The sequence below is a fragment of the Streptomyces sp. IMTB 2501 genome, from assembly GCF_001953885.1.
GTDB lineage: Bacteria > Actinomycetota > Actinomycetes > Streptomycetales > Streptomycetaceae > Streptomyces.
This window is the reverse complement of record NZ_MQUS01000013.1, coordinates 65796-82593: the sequence shown is the minus strand read 5'-3', so window position 1 is coordinate 82593 and position 16798 is coordinate 65796. Positions and strand designations below refer to the sequence as shown.

The 16798-nt window shown below is 69.9% G+C and carries 14 protein-coding genes and 1 riboswitch; of the genes, 11 read left to right on the top strand and 3 right to left on the bottom strand.

Going from position 1 to position 16798, the window contains the following annotated elements:
- Nucleotides 1-81 precede the first annotated feature (81 nt).
- The 9 genes from AV521_RS22835 (at nucleotide 82) to AV521_RS22795 (ending at nucleotide 9478) form a co-directional block, all read left to right on the top strand.
- The gene (locus AV521_RS22835; RefSeq protein WP_076090349.1) at nucleotides 82-738 is read left to right on the top strand and encodes a SurA N-terminal domain-containing protein; all 657 of its coding nucleotides are present in this window, start codon (nucleotides 82-84) and stop codon (nucleotides 736-738) included.
- A gap of 168 nt (nucleotides 739-906) precedes the next feature.
- Entirely contained in the window at nucleotides 907-1914 is a 1008-nt protein-coding gene (locus AV521_RS22830) for a nucleoside triphosphate pyrophosphohydrolase (RefSeq protein WP_076090516.1), read from the top strand.
- Between the two features lie 70 nt (nucleotides 1915-1984).
- Nucleotides 1985-3295 (top strand): cytochrome P450, encoded by a 1311-nt coding sequence (locus AV521_RS22825; RefSeq protein ID WP_076090514.1) that lies wholly within the window; start codon nucleotides 1985-1987, stop codon nucleotides 3293-3295.
- Nucleotides 3296-3445: 150 nt separating this feature from the next.
- Nucleotides 3446-4573, top strand: coding sequence for a transglycosylase family protein (locus AV521_RS22820; RefSeq protein WP_076090348.1), 1128 nt, complete (start codon nucleotides 3446-3448; stop codon nucleotides 4571-4573).
- A gap of 182 nt (nucleotides 4574-4755) precedes the next feature.
- A riboswitch (cyclic di-AMP (ydaO/yuaA leader) is annotated at nucleotides 4756-4930 on the top strand.
- 4 nt (nucleotides 4931-4934) lie between these two features.
- On the top strand, nucleotides 4935-5636 hold the full coding sequence (locus AV521_RS22815; protein ID WP_076090347.1) for a transglycosylase family protein: 702 nt from the start codon (nucleotides 4935-4937) through the stop codon (nucleotides 5634-5636).
- A 350-nt stretch (nucleotides 5637-5986) separates the two neighbouring features.
- Entirely contained in the window at nucleotides 5987-7273 is a 1287-nt protein-coding gene (gene eno, locus AV521_RS22810) for a phosphopyruvate hydratase (protein ID WP_076090346.1), read from the top strand.
- Nucleotides 7274-7407: 134 nt separating this feature from the next.
- The gene (locus AV521_RS22805; protein ID WP_076090345.1) at nucleotides 7408-7884 is read left to right on the top strand and encodes a septum formation initiator family protein; all 477 of its coding nucleotides are present in this window, start codon (nucleotides 7408-7410) and stop codon (nucleotides 7882-7884) included.
- Between the two features lie 30 nt (nucleotides 7885-7914).
- On the top strand, nucleotides 7915-8448 hold the full coding sequence (locus AV521_RS22800; RefSeq protein ID WP_076090344.1) for a DUF501 domain-containing protein: 534 nt from the start codon (nucleotides 7915-7917) through the stop codon (nucleotides 8446-8448).
- A gap of 58 nt (nucleotides 8449-8506) precedes the next feature.
- Complete coding sequence (locus AV521_RS22795; protein ID WP_076090343.1) at nucleotides 8507-9478, top strand: Ppx/GppA phosphatase family protein; 972 nt, start codon at nucleotides 8507-8509, stop codon at nucleotides 9476-9478.
- Nucleotides 9479-9561: 83 nt separating this feature from the next.
- On the opposite strand, the gene AV521_RS48695 is transcribed toward AV521_RS22795, so the two are convergent.
- Complete coding sequence (locus AV521_RS48695; RefSeq protein ID WP_143658637.1) at nucleotides 9562-9789, bottom strand: hypothetical protein; 228 nt, start codon at nucleotides 9787-9789, stop codon at nucleotides 9562-9564.
- A 562-nt stretch (nucleotides 9790-10351) separates the two neighbouring features.
- On the opposite strand from AV521_RS48695, the gene AV521_RS22790 reads away from it, so the two are divergent.
- Nucleotides 10352-11734 (top strand): NAD(P)/FAD-dependent oxidoreductase, encoded by a 1383-nt coding sequence (locus AV521_RS22790; protein ID WP_076090342.1) that lies wholly within the window; start codon nucleotides 10352-10354, stop codon nucleotides 11732-11734.
- A 200-nt stretch (nucleotides 11735-11934) separates the two neighbouring features.
- Entirely contained in the window at nucleotides 11935-13227 is a 1293-nt protein-coding gene (locus tag AV521_RS22785) for a cyclopropane-fatty-acyl-phospholipid synthase family protein (RefSeq protein ID WP_076090341.1), read from the top strand.
- Between the two features lie 59 nt (nucleotides 13228-13286).
- Here AV521_RS22785 and AV521_RS22780 read toward each other — a convergent pair whose 3' ends face one another.
- The gene (locus tag AV521_RS22780; RefSeq protein WP_076090340.1) at nucleotides 13287-15815 is read right to left on the bottom strand and encodes an ABC transporter permease; all 2529 of its coding nucleotides are present in this window, start codon (nucleotides 15813-15815) and stop codon (nucleotides 13287-13289) included.
- Entirely contained in the window at nucleotides 15815-16585 is a 771-nt protein-coding gene (locus tag AV521_RS22775) for an ABC transporter ATP-binding protein (protein WP_076090339.1), read from the bottom strand. The genes AV521_RS22780 and AV521_RS22775 overlap by 1 nt, the downstream gene beginning before the upstream one ends.
- Nucleotides 16586-16798: the final 213 nt, after the last annotated feature.

Below are 16798 nucleotides of genomic sequence, written 5' to 3'. Positions count from 1 at the left end.
TGGCCGCAGGCTGCCCACTGCCTACCATCGATCACCGCAAGACTTTGTGCACCGTCGCACAATCTCCCCTTGGAGGTTCCCTTGCACCGCCGCCGTCGCACCGCGCTCGTCCTCACCGCCGCGATCGCCGCCGCGGCACCCCTGCTGACCGCCTGCGGAAGCGACGCGCACCCGGGCGCCGCGGCCGTCGTCGGAGGGCAGCGGATCACCGTCGCCCAGCTGGAGGGCCGGGTCGACGAGATCCGCAGGGCACAGCGGGCCGCGGTGCCGGACGAGACCCAGTACCAGCAGGTCCTCGCCTCCACCAGCAGCCTCACCCGCGACACCCTGCACAACATGGTCCTCGACCGGGTGCTGCACCGCGCCGCGCAGGACGCGGGCGTCTCGGTCACCCGCAAGGAGGTCCAGCAGATGCGCACGGACCTGGAACAGCAGGCGGGCAGCGCCAAGGGGCTGGAGACGGCCTGGCTGCAGAAGTACGGCATCGCCCCCGCCCACCTCGACGAGAACCTCCAGCTCCAGCTGGAGGCGCAGAAGCTGGCCAGGACGCTCGGCACCGACCCCAGCCAGCCCGCCTTCTGGAAGGCGCTGTCCAAGGCCTCCCAGGAGCTCCACGTCGACCTCAACCCGCGCTACGGCGCCTGGGACGTACTGAAGAGCAGCCGCGTGGACGTCAAGACGCCCTGGGTGCGGGAGGTCACGACGTCGGCGGCCGGCGGCCAGCCGGTGACAGCCTGACGCAGAGCCGGGCATGGCCTGACGCCGGGACGGGCCGGGCCGGACGCCGGCCCGTACGGCGGCGCGGGCCAGGGTGATCGAGCGGGCTCCGGTCATACGATCACATGACTCACCCCCGCCTGTGGATAACTGAATCCGTCCCCTGCCGCGGTGGGTTACGTTCGGATCGTGAACGCATCCAGCTCCGGCCTCGCCCCTGCCGCCGATCCCGGTCGCATCGTCCTGCTCACCACCAGTCACCGCGTCGCCCCCGGCCTGCTGTCCTGGCCCGCCTGGCAGGCCCTGCGCGCCGCCGACGCCGTGCTGTGCGCCGACGGAGCGCATCCGCAGCTGCCGTATCTGCGTGAGGCCGGGATAGCGGTGGCGGAGGCGTCCCCCACCGCGCAGGAACTGGTCGACGCCTGCGCGGGCGGGCGCACGGTGGTGGTCGTGGCCACGGGCGAGGGAGAGCCCGCTCTCACCGACGGCCTGGCCCGGCTGGCCGGCTCCGGCCGCGTCTCGATGCCGGAGCTGGAGCTGCTGCCGGCCTCGTACGACCTGCCCGGCGCCCGTCTGCTGGACCTCGTGCAGGTCATGGACCGCATCCGCGCCGAGTGCCCCTGGTCGTCCCGGCAGACCCACGAGGGCCTCGCCAAGTACGGCATCGAGGAGGCCTACGAGCTGGTCGAGGCGATCGAGGCGGGCGACCGCGAGGAACTGCGCGAAGAGCTGGGCGACGTGCTGCTCCAGGTCGTCTTCCACTCCCGGATCGCCGAGGAGCACCCGGACGCCCCGTTCTCCATCGACGACGTGGCCGGCGGCATCGTCGCCAAGCTCGTCCACCGCCACCCTCATGTCTTCGGCGACGAGAAGGCCGAGACGCCGGAGGACGTCAAGGAGCACTGGCTGCGCACCAAGGCCGAGGAGAAGCGGCGCACCTCGGTCACGGAGGGCGTCCCGCTCGGCCAGCCCGGCCTGGCCCTGGCCGCCAAGCTCGCCTCCCGCGCCCGCACGGCGGACCTGGACGTCCCCCTGCCCCGAGGCGAGGGCGTCGGCTACGAACTCCTCGCCCTCGCGGTCCGCGCCGAGGCGTCCGGCGTCGACCCGGAGGCCGCACTCCGAGCGGCGGCACGGGTGTACCGCGACGCGATACGCCAGGCGGAGGGCACGGACAGCAGAGCACCGGAGCAGGCCTAGGGAACCGATGGGCGGCGAGGGCGCGGTACCGGAGAAAGGGGGAGCGGTGGTGTCCGGATACCGTCGGGGGGTGACCGACCAGCACCACCCCCCGACCGCCGCCGGATCCCTCCCGGACTCCGCCCCCGACCTCTTCACCTGGGAGTTCGCCACCGACCCCTACCCGGCCTACGCCTGGCTGCGCGAGCACGCGCCGGTGCATCGGACGCGGTTGCCCAGCGGGGTCGAGGCGTGGCTGGTCACCCGGTACGCCGATGCCAAGCAGGCCCTCGCGGACCAGCGGCTGAGCAAGAATCCGGCGCATCACGACGAGCCCGCGCACGCCAAGGGCAAGACCGGTATCCCCGGCGAGCGCAAGGCCGAGCTGATGACGCATCTGCTGAACATCGACCCGCCGGACCACACCCGGCTGCGCCGGCTGGTCAGCAAGGCGTTCACCCCGCGCCGGGTCGCCGAGTTCGCGTCCCGGGTGCAGGAGCTGACCGACGAGCTCATCGACCGGTTCGCCGCGAGGGGCTCGGCCGACCTCATTCATGAGTTCGCCTTCCCGCTGCCCATCTACGCCATCTGCGACATGCTCGGCGTCCCGCGCGAGGACCAGGACGACTTCCGGGACTGGGCGGGCATGATGATCCGCCACGGCGGAGGGCCGCGCGGCGGCGTCGCACGGTCCGTCAAGAAGATGCGCGGCTACCTCGCCGAGCTGATCCACAAGAAGCGCGAGGCGCTGCCCGCCGAGCCCGCGCCCGGCGAGGACCTCATCTCCGGCCTCATCCGCGCCTCCGACCACGGCGAGCACCTCACCGAGAACGAGGCGGCCGCGATGGCGTTCATCCTGCTGTTCGCCGGCTTCGAGACGACCGTCAACCTCATCGGCAACGGCACCTATGCCCTGCTCACCCACCCCGAGCAGCACGCCCGGCTCCAGCGGTCCCTGGCCGACGGGGAACGGGACCTGCTGGAGACCGGAGTGGAGGAACTCCTGCGCTACGACGGCCCGGTGGAGCTGGCCACCTGGCGGTTCGCCACCGAGCAGCTCACCATCGGCGGGCAGGACATCGCGCCGGGGGATCCGGTGCTCGTGGTGCTCGCGGCGGCGGACCGGGATCCGGAGCGGTTCGCCGACCCGGACGTGCTGGACCTGTCCCGGCGCGACAACCAGCACCTCGGTTACGGCCACGGCATCCACTACTGCCTCGGCGCGCCGCTCGCCCGGCTGGAGGGCCAGACCGCGCTCGCCACCCTGCTCAGCCGCCTGCCCGACCTGCGGCTCGGTGTCGATCCGGCCGAGTTGCGCTGGCGCGGCGGGCTCATCATGCGGGGCCTGCGCACCCTGCCCGTGGAGTTCACCCCGGCCGCCGGAAGAACCGTGGAACGGTGAACACGAAGGGTCTTCAACACTGTGATCTTCACGTTATCTGCGCGGCATTAACTTGTGACAAGTGATCGTCTGCCTATACGTTCACCCATCAGCGTGGCGACGCGCACCAAGGCGCCGCGCCGGTCCTGCTGTCGCACGAAAGGCATCCGCATGCTCTCCGGGAACGGTCGTCACCGTCGCCCTCGCCAGGCTCCGGCCCTCCTCGTGGCAGCCGGAGTGACCGGCTCCGCCATCGCCATCCCGCTGCTCGGCGCCGCGAGCGCCAACGCGGCCGACGGCACCACATGGGACAAGGTCGCCGAGTGCGAGAGCGGGGGTTCCTGGAGCGCGAACAGCGGGAACGGCTACTACGGCGGCCTGCAGATCTCGCTGGACGACTGGGACAAGTACGGCGGCACGCAGTACGCCGACAGTGCCGACCAGGCCAGCCGTTCCCAGCAGATAGCCGTCGCCGAGAAGATCCTCGCTGACCAGGGCACCAAGCCGTGGGCCATGTGTGCGCTGACCGCCGGTCTGACCTCCCACTCCGGTTCGGTCGACGTGGACCCCGGCGTCAGCGGCTCCAGTGGGTCGAGTGAGGGGTCCGGCCTGTCCGGCGGCTCCGACTCGTCCGGTCTGCCGGATTCGTCCTCGCCCGGGTCGAGTTCCGGCTCAGGCTCCACTTCCGGCTCGGGCTCCAGTTCCGACGCCGGGCCCGGCTCCGACTCGGGCTCCGGCTCCAACTCCGCCTCCGGTCCGGATTCCTCCGGCTCCTCCTCGCCCAGCGCGACTGCCACGCCTGCCCCCGGTTCGAGCCCGAGCAAGGGTGCCACCGGGACCCCGCAGGCGACCGACGGCTCCACCGGCACGAGCGCCCCCAAGTCCGACAAGGGGGACAAGTCCGGCTCGAACGGCGATGGAAACCGGAAGGGGGACAACAGCTCGCCCACGGCGACCCCCGGTACGGATGAGTCGGACAATTCCCAGCAGTCCGGCGGCTCTTGGAGCCTGGTCGACACCGGTGCCCTCAGCAGTGGCGGACGCCACCGTGGTGAGAGCGCGGACGAAAGCGCGGCAAACGGTCAGAACGCCCCGCGATCCGGTCGCCATGCCGACCGTGAACCGGGCACCTACACCGTCCGCGAGGGCGACTCCCTCGCCTCCATTGCCGACTCTCTTGGCGTCGACGGCGGATGGCATGCGCTCTACGCCGCCAACGAGAAGGTCATCGGTGCCGACCCGAACCACATCACCGCCGGTCAGACCCTGAAAGTCACGGGCGAAAAGGACGCCGGATAGCGGGAGTTGACGCCCCGCTTCGCGCCTAATGTCCGGTTTGGTGAAAGTGTGGGATGAGTCTCAGAAGCCCTGATCGTCTTTGAAATTCCGCCGATCACCTGCCTACGGTCAGGACCGCTCGTCACCACGAGCCCCGGCATCCGCAACGCCGAGTCCTGCCAGCGGTTGCCCGGGAACAGTCGTCGCGTCATGCGCCGTAGGCAGGAGCGGGGGACCCAAGGTAGGTGCTGGAACCGGCAGTTGACGCCGGAACCGGCTTGGGGTGAAGCCGCAGGCCCGCGACAGCGGGCGTGCGGCCGGGCAACTCAACCGGCCCGAACCCGACAGCTCACCTCGCAGGCGTCGGTGAGGGGATCGATCCATGCTGTTCTCCGGCAAGGGCAAGCACCGCCGTCCGTCCAAGGCCGTCCGGGCCGTCGCGCTCGTCGGTGTCACCGGCGCCGCCGTAGCCGCCCCGCTCATGGCGGCCGGCACCGCCTCCGCCGCCACCGCCTCCGAGTGGGACACCGTCGCCCAGTGCGAGTCGGGCGGCAACTGGTCCATCAACACCGGCAACGGCTTCTTCGGCGGTCTGCAGTTCTCCGCCTCCACCTGGGCCGCGTACGGCGGCACCGCCTACGCCCCGAGCGCCAACCAGGCCACCAAGGCACAGCAGATCGCCGTCGCCGAGAAGGTCCTCGGCTCGCAGGGCAAGGGCGCCTGGCCGGTCTGCGGCACGGGCCTGTCCTCCGCCGCGTACAACGGCTCCGCCCCGAGCAGCAGCTCCGGCTCCTCGAACAGCGGCAACTCGTCGAGCACCACCACCCGCTCCACCGACCAGCAGGCCGCCACCCGCTCCGCCGAGCGCACGGCCCCGGCGAAGAGCAAGACCGTCACCACCCCGACCGGCAAGACGGTCAAGAAGGGTGACGGCGAGTACAAGGTGGTCAAGGGTGACACCCTCAGCTCCATCGCCGAGAAGCACCACGTCGCCGGCGGCTGGCAGAAGCTGTTCCAGCTGAACAAGGACATCGTCGAGGACGCCAACCTCATCTACCCGGGCCAGCAGCTGCACCTGAAGTGACACATCCGGCTCCGGCCGGATCCGCAGCGCCCTCACATCGCGACCCCCCACACTGAAGCCCCCGTGAGGGTCATCCCCCGTCCCCACGGGCTCCCCGCCCCGGCGCGTGTTCCCCCGTACGCGCCGGGGCGGGGTCTTTTGTTTCGCGCTCCGTTTCCCCACTCTTCAGACCGGCATCACCGGAGCCCCCTTTGTTCCGTCGGTGAACAATGGGTACCGTCTGCGTGTCCCTCTCCGTCCACGGGACGGTCGGTCGGTGGCCGATCCCCCGGAGACGGTTAGGCTCTAGTCGCAAGGCACAGCCGTAAGGCACACCACCTCGCACTTCCAGCGTCACATCCAAGAAGGAGATGCTCGTGCCGTCCATCGACGTCGTCGTAGCCCGGGAAATCCTGGACTCCCGAGGCAACCCCACGGTCGAGGTCGAGGTCGGCCTCGACGACGGCAGCACGGGTCGTGCCGCCGTCCCGTCCGGCGCCTCGACCGGTGCCTTCGAGGCCATCGAGCTGCGTGACGGTGACTCCAACCGCTACCAGGGCAAGGGTGTCGAGAAGGCCGTCCTCGCCGTCATCGAGCAGATCGGCCCGGAGCTGGTCGGCTACGACGCCACCGAGCAGCGCCTGATCGACCAGGCCATGTTCGACCTGGACGCCACCGACAACAAGGGCTCGCTCGGCGCCAACGCCATCCTCGGCGTCTCCCTCGCCGTCGCGCACGCCGCCTCCGAGGCCTCGGACCTCCCGCTCTTCCGCTACCTGGGCGGCCCCAACGCGCACCTGCTGCCGGTGCCGATGATGAACATCCTGAACGGCGGCTCGCACGCGGACTCCAACGTGGACATCCAGGAGTTCATGATCGCCCCGATCGGCGCGGAGTCCTTCTCCGAGGCCCTGCGCTGGGGCGCCGAGGTGTACCACACGCTGAAGAAGGTCCTGAAGAACAAGGGCCTGTCCACCGGCCTCGGCGACGAGGGCGGCTTCGCCCCGAACCTCGGCTCCAACCGCGAGGCCCTCGACCTCATCATCGAGGCCATCAAGGAGGCCGGCTACGCCCCCGGCCAGCAGATCGCCCTCGCGCTCGACGTGGCCGCCTCCGAGTTCTACAAGGACGGCAAGTACCTCTTCGAGGGCAAGGAGCGCTCCGCCGCCGAGATGACGGAGTACTACGAGGAACTGGTCGCGGCCTACCCGCTCGTCTCCATCGAGGACCCGCTGTTCGAGGACGACTGGGCCGGCTGGAAGGTCATCACCGACCGCATCGGCGACAAGGTCCAGCTGGTCGGCGACGACCTGTTCGTCACCAACCCGGAGCGCCTCGCCCGCGGCATCGAGGAGGGCACCGCCAACGCCCTGCTGGTCAAGGTCAACCAGATCGGCTCGCTGACCGAGACCCTGGACGCCGTCGAGCTGGCCCAGCGCAACGGCTACAAGTGCATGATGTCCCACCGCTCCGGCGAGACCGAGGACGTCACCATCGCCGACCTGGCCGTCGCCACCAACTGCGGCCAGATCAAGACCGGCGCCCCGGCCCGCTCCGAGCGTGTCGCCAAGTACAACCAGCTGCTGCGTATCGAGGAGATCCTCGACGACGCCGCGGTGTACGCCGGCCGCAGCGCCTTCCCGCGCTTCAAAGGCTGAGCCCGTAGTGGGTAAGGCCTAGCCAGTCGTACGTACGTCCCCGTACCCGGTCCCGTACCGTGTGCGGGGACGTACGCGCGTGTGCAGTACACAGGACGACGTGTGCAGCGCACAGGACAAAGGGGAGGCGGGACATGGCCGTGAAGGACCGGGACCGGTTCTCCACCGCGACCAGGCTGCGGCTGCTCGGCGAGCAGACGGCGGCCCGGGTCTACCGCTCGCAGACCAAGCGGCAGGACCGCCGCTCCCGGCTCACCGGCCGGGCCGCCCTGCTCGCGCTGGTGCTGTGCTCGATGATCGTCGCGCTCGCCTACCCGATGCGGCAGTACGTCACCCAGCGCGCGCAGATCTCCGACCTCCAGCGGCAGCAGGAGCAGGCCCGCAAGCGGGTCGAGCAGCTGCGCGACCTCAAGGCACGCTGGCAGGACGACTCCTACGCCGAGCAGCAGATCCGGCTCCGGCTGCACTATGTGATGCCCGGGGAGACCGGGTACATCGTCGTCGACCCGGGCACGGCCAAGCAGTCCCGCTACGACCTCAAGGCCGCCCACCGGCCCTGGTACGCGAACATCTGGGACGGGGTCGACAAGTCCGACGCCTCCGACCAGTAGCAATCGATAGAAAGCCAACCTGAAGCAGTCATGGAAACGCCCCCGCCGCCCACTCCGCGCACCGAGCCCACCGATGCGGACGTCGAGGCCTTCAAGCAGCAGCTCGGCCGCCCGCCGCGGGGCCTGCGGGCCATCGCGCACCGCTGTCCCTGCGGTCAGCCCGACGTCGTGGAGACCGCGCCGCGGCTGCCCGACGGCACGCCCTTCCCGACGCTGTACTACCTGACCTGCCCGAAGGCGTCCTCCGCGATCGGCACGCTGGAGGCGAACGGCGTGATGAAGGAGATGACCGAGCGGCTGCGGACGGATCCGGAGCTGGCCGCCGCGTATCGCTCCGCGCACGAGGACTACATCCGGCGGCGGGACGAGATCGAGGAGCTGAAGGGGTTTCCGAGCGCGGGGGGCATGCCGGACCGGGTGAAGTGCCTGCATGTCCTGGTGGCCCACTCGCTGGCCGCCGGGCCCGGTGTGAACCCGCTCGGTGACGAGGCGATCGCGATGCTGCCGGAGTGGTGGGCCAAGGGGGCGTGTGTCGTGCCGTGTGCCGATGCCGCTGACAAGTAGCCCGTCCGGCTCGGCCGGTTGCGAAGAGCTGTGAAGCAGAGAGAAGAAGGGCCTCACCATGACCCGCGTCGCCGCCATCGACTGCGGTACCAACTCCATCCGGTTGCTGGTCGCCGATGTGCACCCCGAGACCGGTGAACTGGTCGATCTGGACCGCCGGATGACGATCGTGCGGCTCGGCCAGGGTGTCGACCGTACCGGCCGGCTCGCTCCGGAGGCGCTGGAGCGGACCTTCGCCGCCTGCCGTGCGTACGCGGAGATCATCAAGGAGCACGGCGCCGAGCGCCTCCGCTTCGTGGCCACCTCCGCCTCCCGTGACGCCTCGAACCGGGACGACTTCGTGCGCGGAGTGCTGGACATCCTCGGGGTCGAGCCGGAGGTCATCACCGGCGACCAGGAGGCCGAGTTCTCCTTCACCGGGGCGACCAGGGAGCTGACCGGGCGGGAGGACCTGGCCAAGCCTTATCTCGTCGTGGACATCGGTGGCGGCTCCACCGAGTTCGTCGTGGGCGAGGAGCACGTCCGGGCGGCGCGGTCGGTGGACGTCGGCTGTGTGCGGATGACGGAACGTCACCTGGTGCGGGACGGCAAGGTCTCCGACCCGCCCACCGCGGAGCAGATCGCCGCCATAAGGGCCGACATCGAGGCCGCCCTGGACCACGCGGAGCAGACGGTGCCGCTGCGCGAGGCGCACACCCTCGTGGGTCTCGCCGGGTCCGTCACCACGGTCTCGGCGATCGCCCAGCAGCTGCCCGAGTACGACTCCGCGCGCATCCACCACTCGCGGATCTCGTACGACCGCGTCCGCGAGATCACCGAGTGGCTGCTGCGCTCCACGCACGCCGAGCGCGCCGCGATCCCGTCCATGCATCCCGGCCGGGTCGACGTCATCGGCGCGGGCGCGCTCGTCCTGCTCGCGATCATGGAGCGGATCGGCGCCGATGAGGTCGTGGTGAGCGAGCACGACATCCTCGACGGCATCGCCTTCAAGGTGGCGGAAGAGGCGGAAGCGGGCAAGGGCGGCCGCTGACCCGCGGTGACGTGGCGCGGCCCCGGTCCCTCATCGGCAGGAACCGGGGCCGTCGCTCGCGCCCGAGCCGGGCCGGCCGTCAGTCAGCAGAGAAGGGCGATGAGGGCGATGCACCCGTTGTTACCTTCGTCGTCGTCATCGTGGCCGCCGGCGGGGGCGGCCGCGTGGGTGGTGTGGTGATGGGGGGCAGGTGTGACTGCCACGGCGGATGCGGCCGTAGCCGTCCCCGTCGCAAGGGCGATGCCCAGGACCGCGCTGACCGCGCATATTCGCGAAAGGGCCTTCTTGGAGGCCGTCTGTGAAGTGCTCATGCTGGCACGCTATGGGTGCTTGCATCCGATATCGCGCGGTGTGTGGCTGACGGGTGAAAAGGGCCGCATCCAACGATCCGTCCGGGTGGTTTCCGTCGCCTGCCGCCTGTTGCCCGGCTCTCATTTGTTACTTGTGGGTAGCCGCTGGTTGAGCAGGTCGGATAACGTTTGAGCGGCTCCCCAGGGGTCCTTCGGGGCCTCGCGGTGACGTGGCGTCGGAAAACTTCGTGAAGTTCTTCACAAGGATTTCGGCCCGGCGGGCGCACGGAAGGCGGCCTGTTGGCCCTTTCGGGGGGCGAAGCGGCCTTTGAACATGTTCAGATGGGAGTCGTGCGACGCCTGCGGATCGGGTGCCGGCGACTGTGTTTCGGGCGGCTCACGCCCTCGCTCGCCGCCGAGAGAGGCAGCTCACGCGGCATTGACAACGGCCCAAAGGGTGCCGCGGTTCCCCCGGCCGGTCATGATCTGCGTCACGCGAGTCGCGGAGTGTAGCACAGGCCCTGCCGGACCTTGTGAAGGGGCGCACGAGCGACCCCCTGGGAGCGGGTGGATACTCGATGGCATGAGCACCACGGAGCGTCCCAGGATCCTCGTAGTAGGCGGTGGGTACGTAGGCCTGTACGCAGCTCGGCGCATCCTCAAGAAGATGCGCTACGGAGAGGCGACCGTCACGGTCGTCGACCCCCGGTCGTACATGACCTACCAGCCCTTCCTCCCCGAAGCCGCCGCCGGCAACATCTCCCCTCGCCATGTCGTCGTCCCGCTGCGACGCGTGCTGCCGAAGGCGGAGGTCCTCACCGGTCGGGTCACCACCATCGACCAGGACCGCAAGGTCGCCACGATCGCCCCGCTGGTGGGCGAGGCGTACGAGCTGCCCTTCGACTACCTCGTCATCGCGATGGGCGCGGTCTCCCGCACCTTCCCGATCCCCGGCCTCGCCGAGCAGGGCATCGGTATGAAGGGCATCGAGGAGTCCATCGGTCTGCGCAACCACGTCCTGGAGCAGCTGGACAAGGCCGACTCCACGACCGACGAGGACATCCGCCGCAAGGCGCTCACCTTCGTCTTCATCGGCGGTGGCTTCGCGGGTGCGGAGACCATCGGCGAGGTCGAGGACATGGCCCGGGACGCGGCCAAGTACTACAACAACGTGTCCCGTGAGGACATGCGCTTCGTCCTCGTGGACGCCGCCGACAAGATCCTGCCCGAGGTCGGCCCCAAGCTCGGCCAGTACGGCAAGGAGCACCTGGAGAGCCGCGGCGTGGAGATCTACCTCTCCACCTCGATGGACTCCTGCGTCGACGGCCACGTGGTGCTGAAGAACGGCCTTGAGGTCGACTCCAACACCATCGTGTGGACCGCCGGCGTCAAGCCGAACCCGGCCCTGTCCCGCTTCGGCCTGCCCCTCGGTCCGCGCGGTCACGTCGACTGCGAGCCGACCCTCCAGGTCAAGGGCACGGACTACATCTGGGCCGCCGGTGACAACGCCCAGGTCCCGGACCTCGTCGGCCGCAAGGCGGGCAACGAGAACGCCTGGTGCCCGCCGAACGCCCAGCACGCGCTGCGCCAGGCCAAGGTCCTCGGCGACAACGTGGTCTCCGGTATGCGGGGCTTCCCGCAGAAGGACTACGAGCACGCCAACAAGGGTGCGGTCGCCGGTCTCGGCCTGCACAAGGGCGTGGCGATGATCGTCATGGGCAAGATGAAGATCAAGCTCAAGGGCCGCCTCGCCTGGTACATGCACCGTGGCTACCACGGCATGGCGATGCCGACCTGGAACCGCAAGATCCGCGTCTTCGCCGACTGGACTCTCGGCATGTTCCTCAAGCGCGAGGTCGTCTCCCTCGGCGCGATGGAGAACCCGCGCGAGGAGTTCTACGAGGCGGCCAAGCCGGCGCCGGTCCCTGCCGCGAGCAAGACCGAGGCGAAGGCCAAGGCCTCCTGACCCTCACCGGTCGCTGATCCAACCGAAGGGCCTCCCGCCATCCGTGGTGCGGGAGGTCCTTCGGCGTTCCCGGGCCACCAGCTATGTGTCACATACATCCATTTTGCTGAGTTGTAACTCCTTTGCGGGACTGCGCATGGCTGCCGACGGTGTTTACGTGATTACCGGCATCCGGGATCGTCGTCTTGGAGGTGTGCGCCATGGCCGACGTCGCGTCGCGGCTGAGGAGTCTTGCCGAGCAGGTACTGGGAGCCCCGCTCCCGGTCCGGCTGCGGGCCTGGGACGGATCACAGGCCGGGCCGCCGGACGCACCGGCGCTCGTCGTACGCAACCGCCGTGCCCTGCGCCGCATGCTGTTCAAGCCGGGCGAGCTGGGCCTCGTCCGCGCCTGGGTCTCCGGCGATCTGGAGGTCGAGGGTGATCTGTACCCCGCGCTGCAGGCACTGGCGGGAGTGGTGTGGGAGCGCGGGGACGACGCCCGCGGTCTCGTCGAGAGCCTGCGCGACCCCGTCGTACGGGCCGCCGTACGGGAGTTGCTGAAGCTGGCCGGGCCGCCGATCCCGCCCGCTCCGCCGCGCGAGGAGGTGCGCAGGCCGCGCCGGCGTCTGCACACCCGGCACACCGACCGGCAGGCCATCAGCCACCACTACGACGTCGGCAACGACTTCTACGAGATCGTCCTCGGCCCGTCCATGGTGTACTCCTGCGCATACTGGGAGGACGGCGGGACGCTGGAGGGCGCCCAGCGCGACAAGCTCGAACTCATCAGCGCCAAGCTCGGCCTGATGTCCGGTCAGCGGCTGCTGGACGTCGGCTGCGGCTGGGGCTCGATGGCCATCCACGCGGCCCGTGAGCACGGCGTGAGCGTCGTCGGGGTCACGCTCTCGCAGGAGCAGGCGGCGTACGCCCGTAAGCGCGTCGCCGACGAGGGGCTGACCGACCTGGTGGAGATCCGGGTCCAGGACTACCGGGACGTCAGGGACGGCCCCTTCGACGCGATCTCCTCCATCGGCATGGCCGAACACGTCGGCGCCGAACGCTATCTGGAGTACGCCCGTCAGCTGTACGGCCTGCTGAAGCCCGGCGGGCGGCTGCTCAACCACCAGATCGGCCGCCGCCCGCAGCGGGACGAGACGGCGTACCAGGTCGATTCGTTCATCGACGCGTATGTCTTCCCCGACGGCGAACTCGCGCCCATCGGCACCACCGTCACCCAGCTGGAGCGCGCCGGGTTCGAGGTGCGGGACGTGGAGGCCCTCCGCGAGCACTACGCCCGCACCCTGCGCCAGTGGGTCGCCAACCTGGAGGCGGACTGGGACCGCGCCGTCCGCCTCGCCGGCCCCGGCCGCGCCCGCGTCTGGCGGCTGTACATGGCCGCCTGCGCGCTCGCCTTCGAAAGCAACCGGATCGGCGTCAACCAGGTCCTGGCCGTCCGCACTCCCGAGCCCGGCGCCTCCGGGCTGCCGCTGCGCACCCGTACCTGGAACACCTGACAGCCGGTACGGCGAAGGGGGCCCCGCCACCGCGAGGCCCCCTTCCTCATGCCGTACGGCTACTCGGCCTTGATCGCCGCCAGCATGTTCAGCTTCGCGGCGCGCCGGGCCGGCCACAGGGCGGCGAGGACACCGACCGCGCCCGCCAGCAGCAGGAAGATCGCCATCCGGCCCCAGGGCAGGACCAGTTCGTACGTCGGCATCTTCGTGCCGAGCAGCTGTCCGGCCGCCCAGCCGAAGAACACGCCCAGCCCGATGCCGAGCACCCCGCCGAACAGGGAGATCACCAGGGACTCCAGGCGGACCATCCGCTTGACCGCCTTGCGGTCCAGGCCGATCGCGCGGAGCATGCCGATCTCCTGGGAGCGTTCGAAGACCGACATGGCCAGGGTGTTGATGACACCGAGGACCGCGACGATCACCGCCATGCCGAGCAGGCCGTAGAGCATGTTCAGCATCGTCGTGAAGATCTGCGCGATGCTGTTGGAGATGTCCTGCTTGTCCTGGATCTTGATCGCCGGGTTGGCGCCGAGGGCCTGGACGAGCTTGTCCTTGGTCGCCTCGGAGGCGCCGTTCGCCGTCTTGACCATGACCTGCATGTCGGCCGGGTTCTTCAGATGCGGGGTGAGGACCTTGTTGTCGAGCATGATCCCCCTGATCATGTCGTTGCCCTCGTAGACACCGGCGACCGTCAGGGTCCGTGCCTTGCCGTCCTCGAAGTGCGCGGTGAAGTGCGAACCGGGCGTCCAGCCGTACTCCTTGGCCCGGTCCTTGTCCACGACGATCTGCGAGCCGCCCACCTTGAAGGTGCCCTCGTCCACCTTCAGGTCCGTCAGTTGCCCGATGGCCGAGCCGTTCACGCCGGTCAGGTACTCGGTCTTGCCGTCGATACGGGACGCGGCGTTGCGCAGCGGGCTGCTGGCGGTGACGCCGGCGGTGGCGGCGACCTTCTGTGCCACGTCCGGGGAGAGCGGGGAACGGTTGGCCATCGAGACGACGTAGTCCGCGCGGATCGCCGAGGAGGCCATCTTGTCGATCGCCGTCTGCAGGCTGCCCGCCATCACGGTCATGCCGGTGATCAGGGTCAGGCCGATCATCAGCGCCGAGGCGGTGGCCGCCGTACGGCGCGGGTTGCGCACCGAGTTCTGACGGGCCAGCTTGCCCGAGACACCGAAGACGCGCAGCACCGGGGCCGCGGCCGCGATCAGCGGCCGGGACAGCAGCGGGGTCAGGATGAACACGCCGATGATGAGCAGGACCGCGCCGATGCCCATCGGGCCCTGGGCGGAGTCGGCGTCCATCGTCGTGGCCCCGACGACCGTCGCGATGCCGGCCGCCGCGAACAGCGAGCCGAGCGTGTTGCGCAGCACCAGCGACTTGGTGGTGGCCTTGGCGTGCACGCTGCTCATCGCCGCCACCGGCGGGATCTTCGCGGCCCGGCGGCCGGGCAGCCAGGCGGCCAGCATGGTGATGAGGATGCCGACGGCGAGGGCGGCCACCACGGTGCCGGGGCTGATCACCAGCGGTCCGTCGGGCACGCTCGCCCCGAAGGAGCCCAGCAGGGAGCGCAGGCCCGCGCCGATGCCGATGCCGGCGACGAGACCGGTCACACCGGCGACCGTACCGACCGCGAACGCCTCGATGAGGACCGAGCGGGTGACCTGACGGCGGGAGGCACCGACGGCGCGCAGCAGGGCCAGTTCCCGGGTGCGCTGGGCGACCAGCATGGTGAAGGTGTTGGCGATGATGAACGTGCCGACGAACAGGGCGATACCGGCGAACACCAGCAGGGACTGCTTCAGCCCGCTCATGGAGTCGGCGATCTGCTTCGCCTGGTCGTCGGCGAGCTGCTTGCCGGTGGTGGTCTCCACCAGGTGCGAGGGCAGCGCCGAGTCCAGCGCGGACTTCAGCGCGGACTGGCTGGTGCCGGCCGCGGCCTTGACGTCGATCTCGTCGTAGCCGCCCTGCTTGCCGAACAGCTTCTGCGCGGTCGGCGTGTCGAACAGGGCGAGGCTGCCGCCCGCGGCGACGTTGCCGTCGTCGGTGGTGAAGATGCCGCTGACGGTCGGGGTGAGGACCGGGCCGTCGACGGAGAGCCGCACGGTGTCGCCGACCTCGTAGCCGGCCCGCTTCGCGGTCTTGGAGTCGAGCAGCACCTCGTCCTTGCCGTGCGGGGCGTGGCCGCTGACCAGTGGGTAGCGGGCGTCCTTGGTGCCCCAGTAGTTGCCGCCGGCGGACTGCCAGTCGCCGCCGAGCAGTTTGCCGTCCTTGTCGGCCACTGCGGTGAAGCCGCTGACGACACCGGTCGCGGAGGCGGCGCCGGGGACCTTCGCGGCCTTGTCCAGCGTGGCCTGGGTCAGATCCGGCGTCTTGCCGACCTTGTCGCCCCTGGAGTCCTGGTACTTGGACTGCACGGCGACGTCGACCTGGTCGAAGCCCTTGGCGGAGCTCTTCTGATAGGCGTCGGAGATGGTGTTGGTGAAGACCAGCGTCCCGGAGACGAAGGCCACGCCGAGCATGACGGCGAGCACGGTCATCAGGAGCCGGGCCTTGTGCGCGAGGACGTTGCGCAGGGCGGTGCGGAACATCAGCTGGTACGGCCCTTCGCGTCGAACTGCTTCATCAGGTCGAGGACGGAGTCGGCCGTCGGGCCGTGGATCTCGTCGACGATCCGGCCGTCCGCGAGGAAGACCACGCGGTCCGCGTAGGCGGCGGCGACCGGGTCGTGGGTCACCATGACGACGGTCTGGCCCAGTTCGCGCACCGAGTTGCGCAGGAAGCCGAGCACCTCGGCGCCGGAGCGCGAGTCGAGGTTTCCGGTCGGCTCGTCGCCGAAGATGATGTCCGGCTTGGAGGCCAGGGCACGGGCGACGGCCACGCGCTGCTGCTGGCCGCCGGAGAGCTGCGCGGGCCGGTGGCTGAGCCGGTCGGACAGGCCGACCATCGCGATCACCTGGTTCAGCCACGCCTTGTCGGCCTTGCGGCCCGCGATGTCCATCGGGAGGGTGATGTTCTCCAGGGCGGTCAGCGTCGGCAGCAGGTTGAAGGCCTGGAAGATGAAGCCGATCTTGTCCCGGCGCAGCTTGGTCAGCTGCTTGTCCTTCAGGGAGCCCAGCTCGGTGTCGCCTATGCGCACCGACCCGGACGAGAAGGTGTCGAGGCCCGCCACACAGTGCATCAGCGTGGACTTGCCCGAACCGGACGGGCCCATGATCGCGGTGAACTCGGCCTGCCGGAAGTCGACGGAGACCTGGTCCAGGGCGACCACCCGGGTCTCACCCTGCCCGTAGATCTTCGACAGCTCCGTGGCGCGTGCGGCCACGGTGGTGGTCCGGGCGGCGGTCGGTGTGGTGGTCACGGGACGGTGCTCCTGTCGGGACGACGTGTTCCATGGGGACAGATCCATCGTCCCGGCGCCAGGACGCCGTGTAGTCAGTCGCTGTTCCGGTTCCTGGGGGCGACTCGGGTCGGACGGGCGGGCGCCGTGTCATACCTGGGGAGGACGCCCGCCCCTGAGAACGGCATGGCGAAAGGCACGGCGAACGGCCGGGTGAACGGCACGGCCGAATCG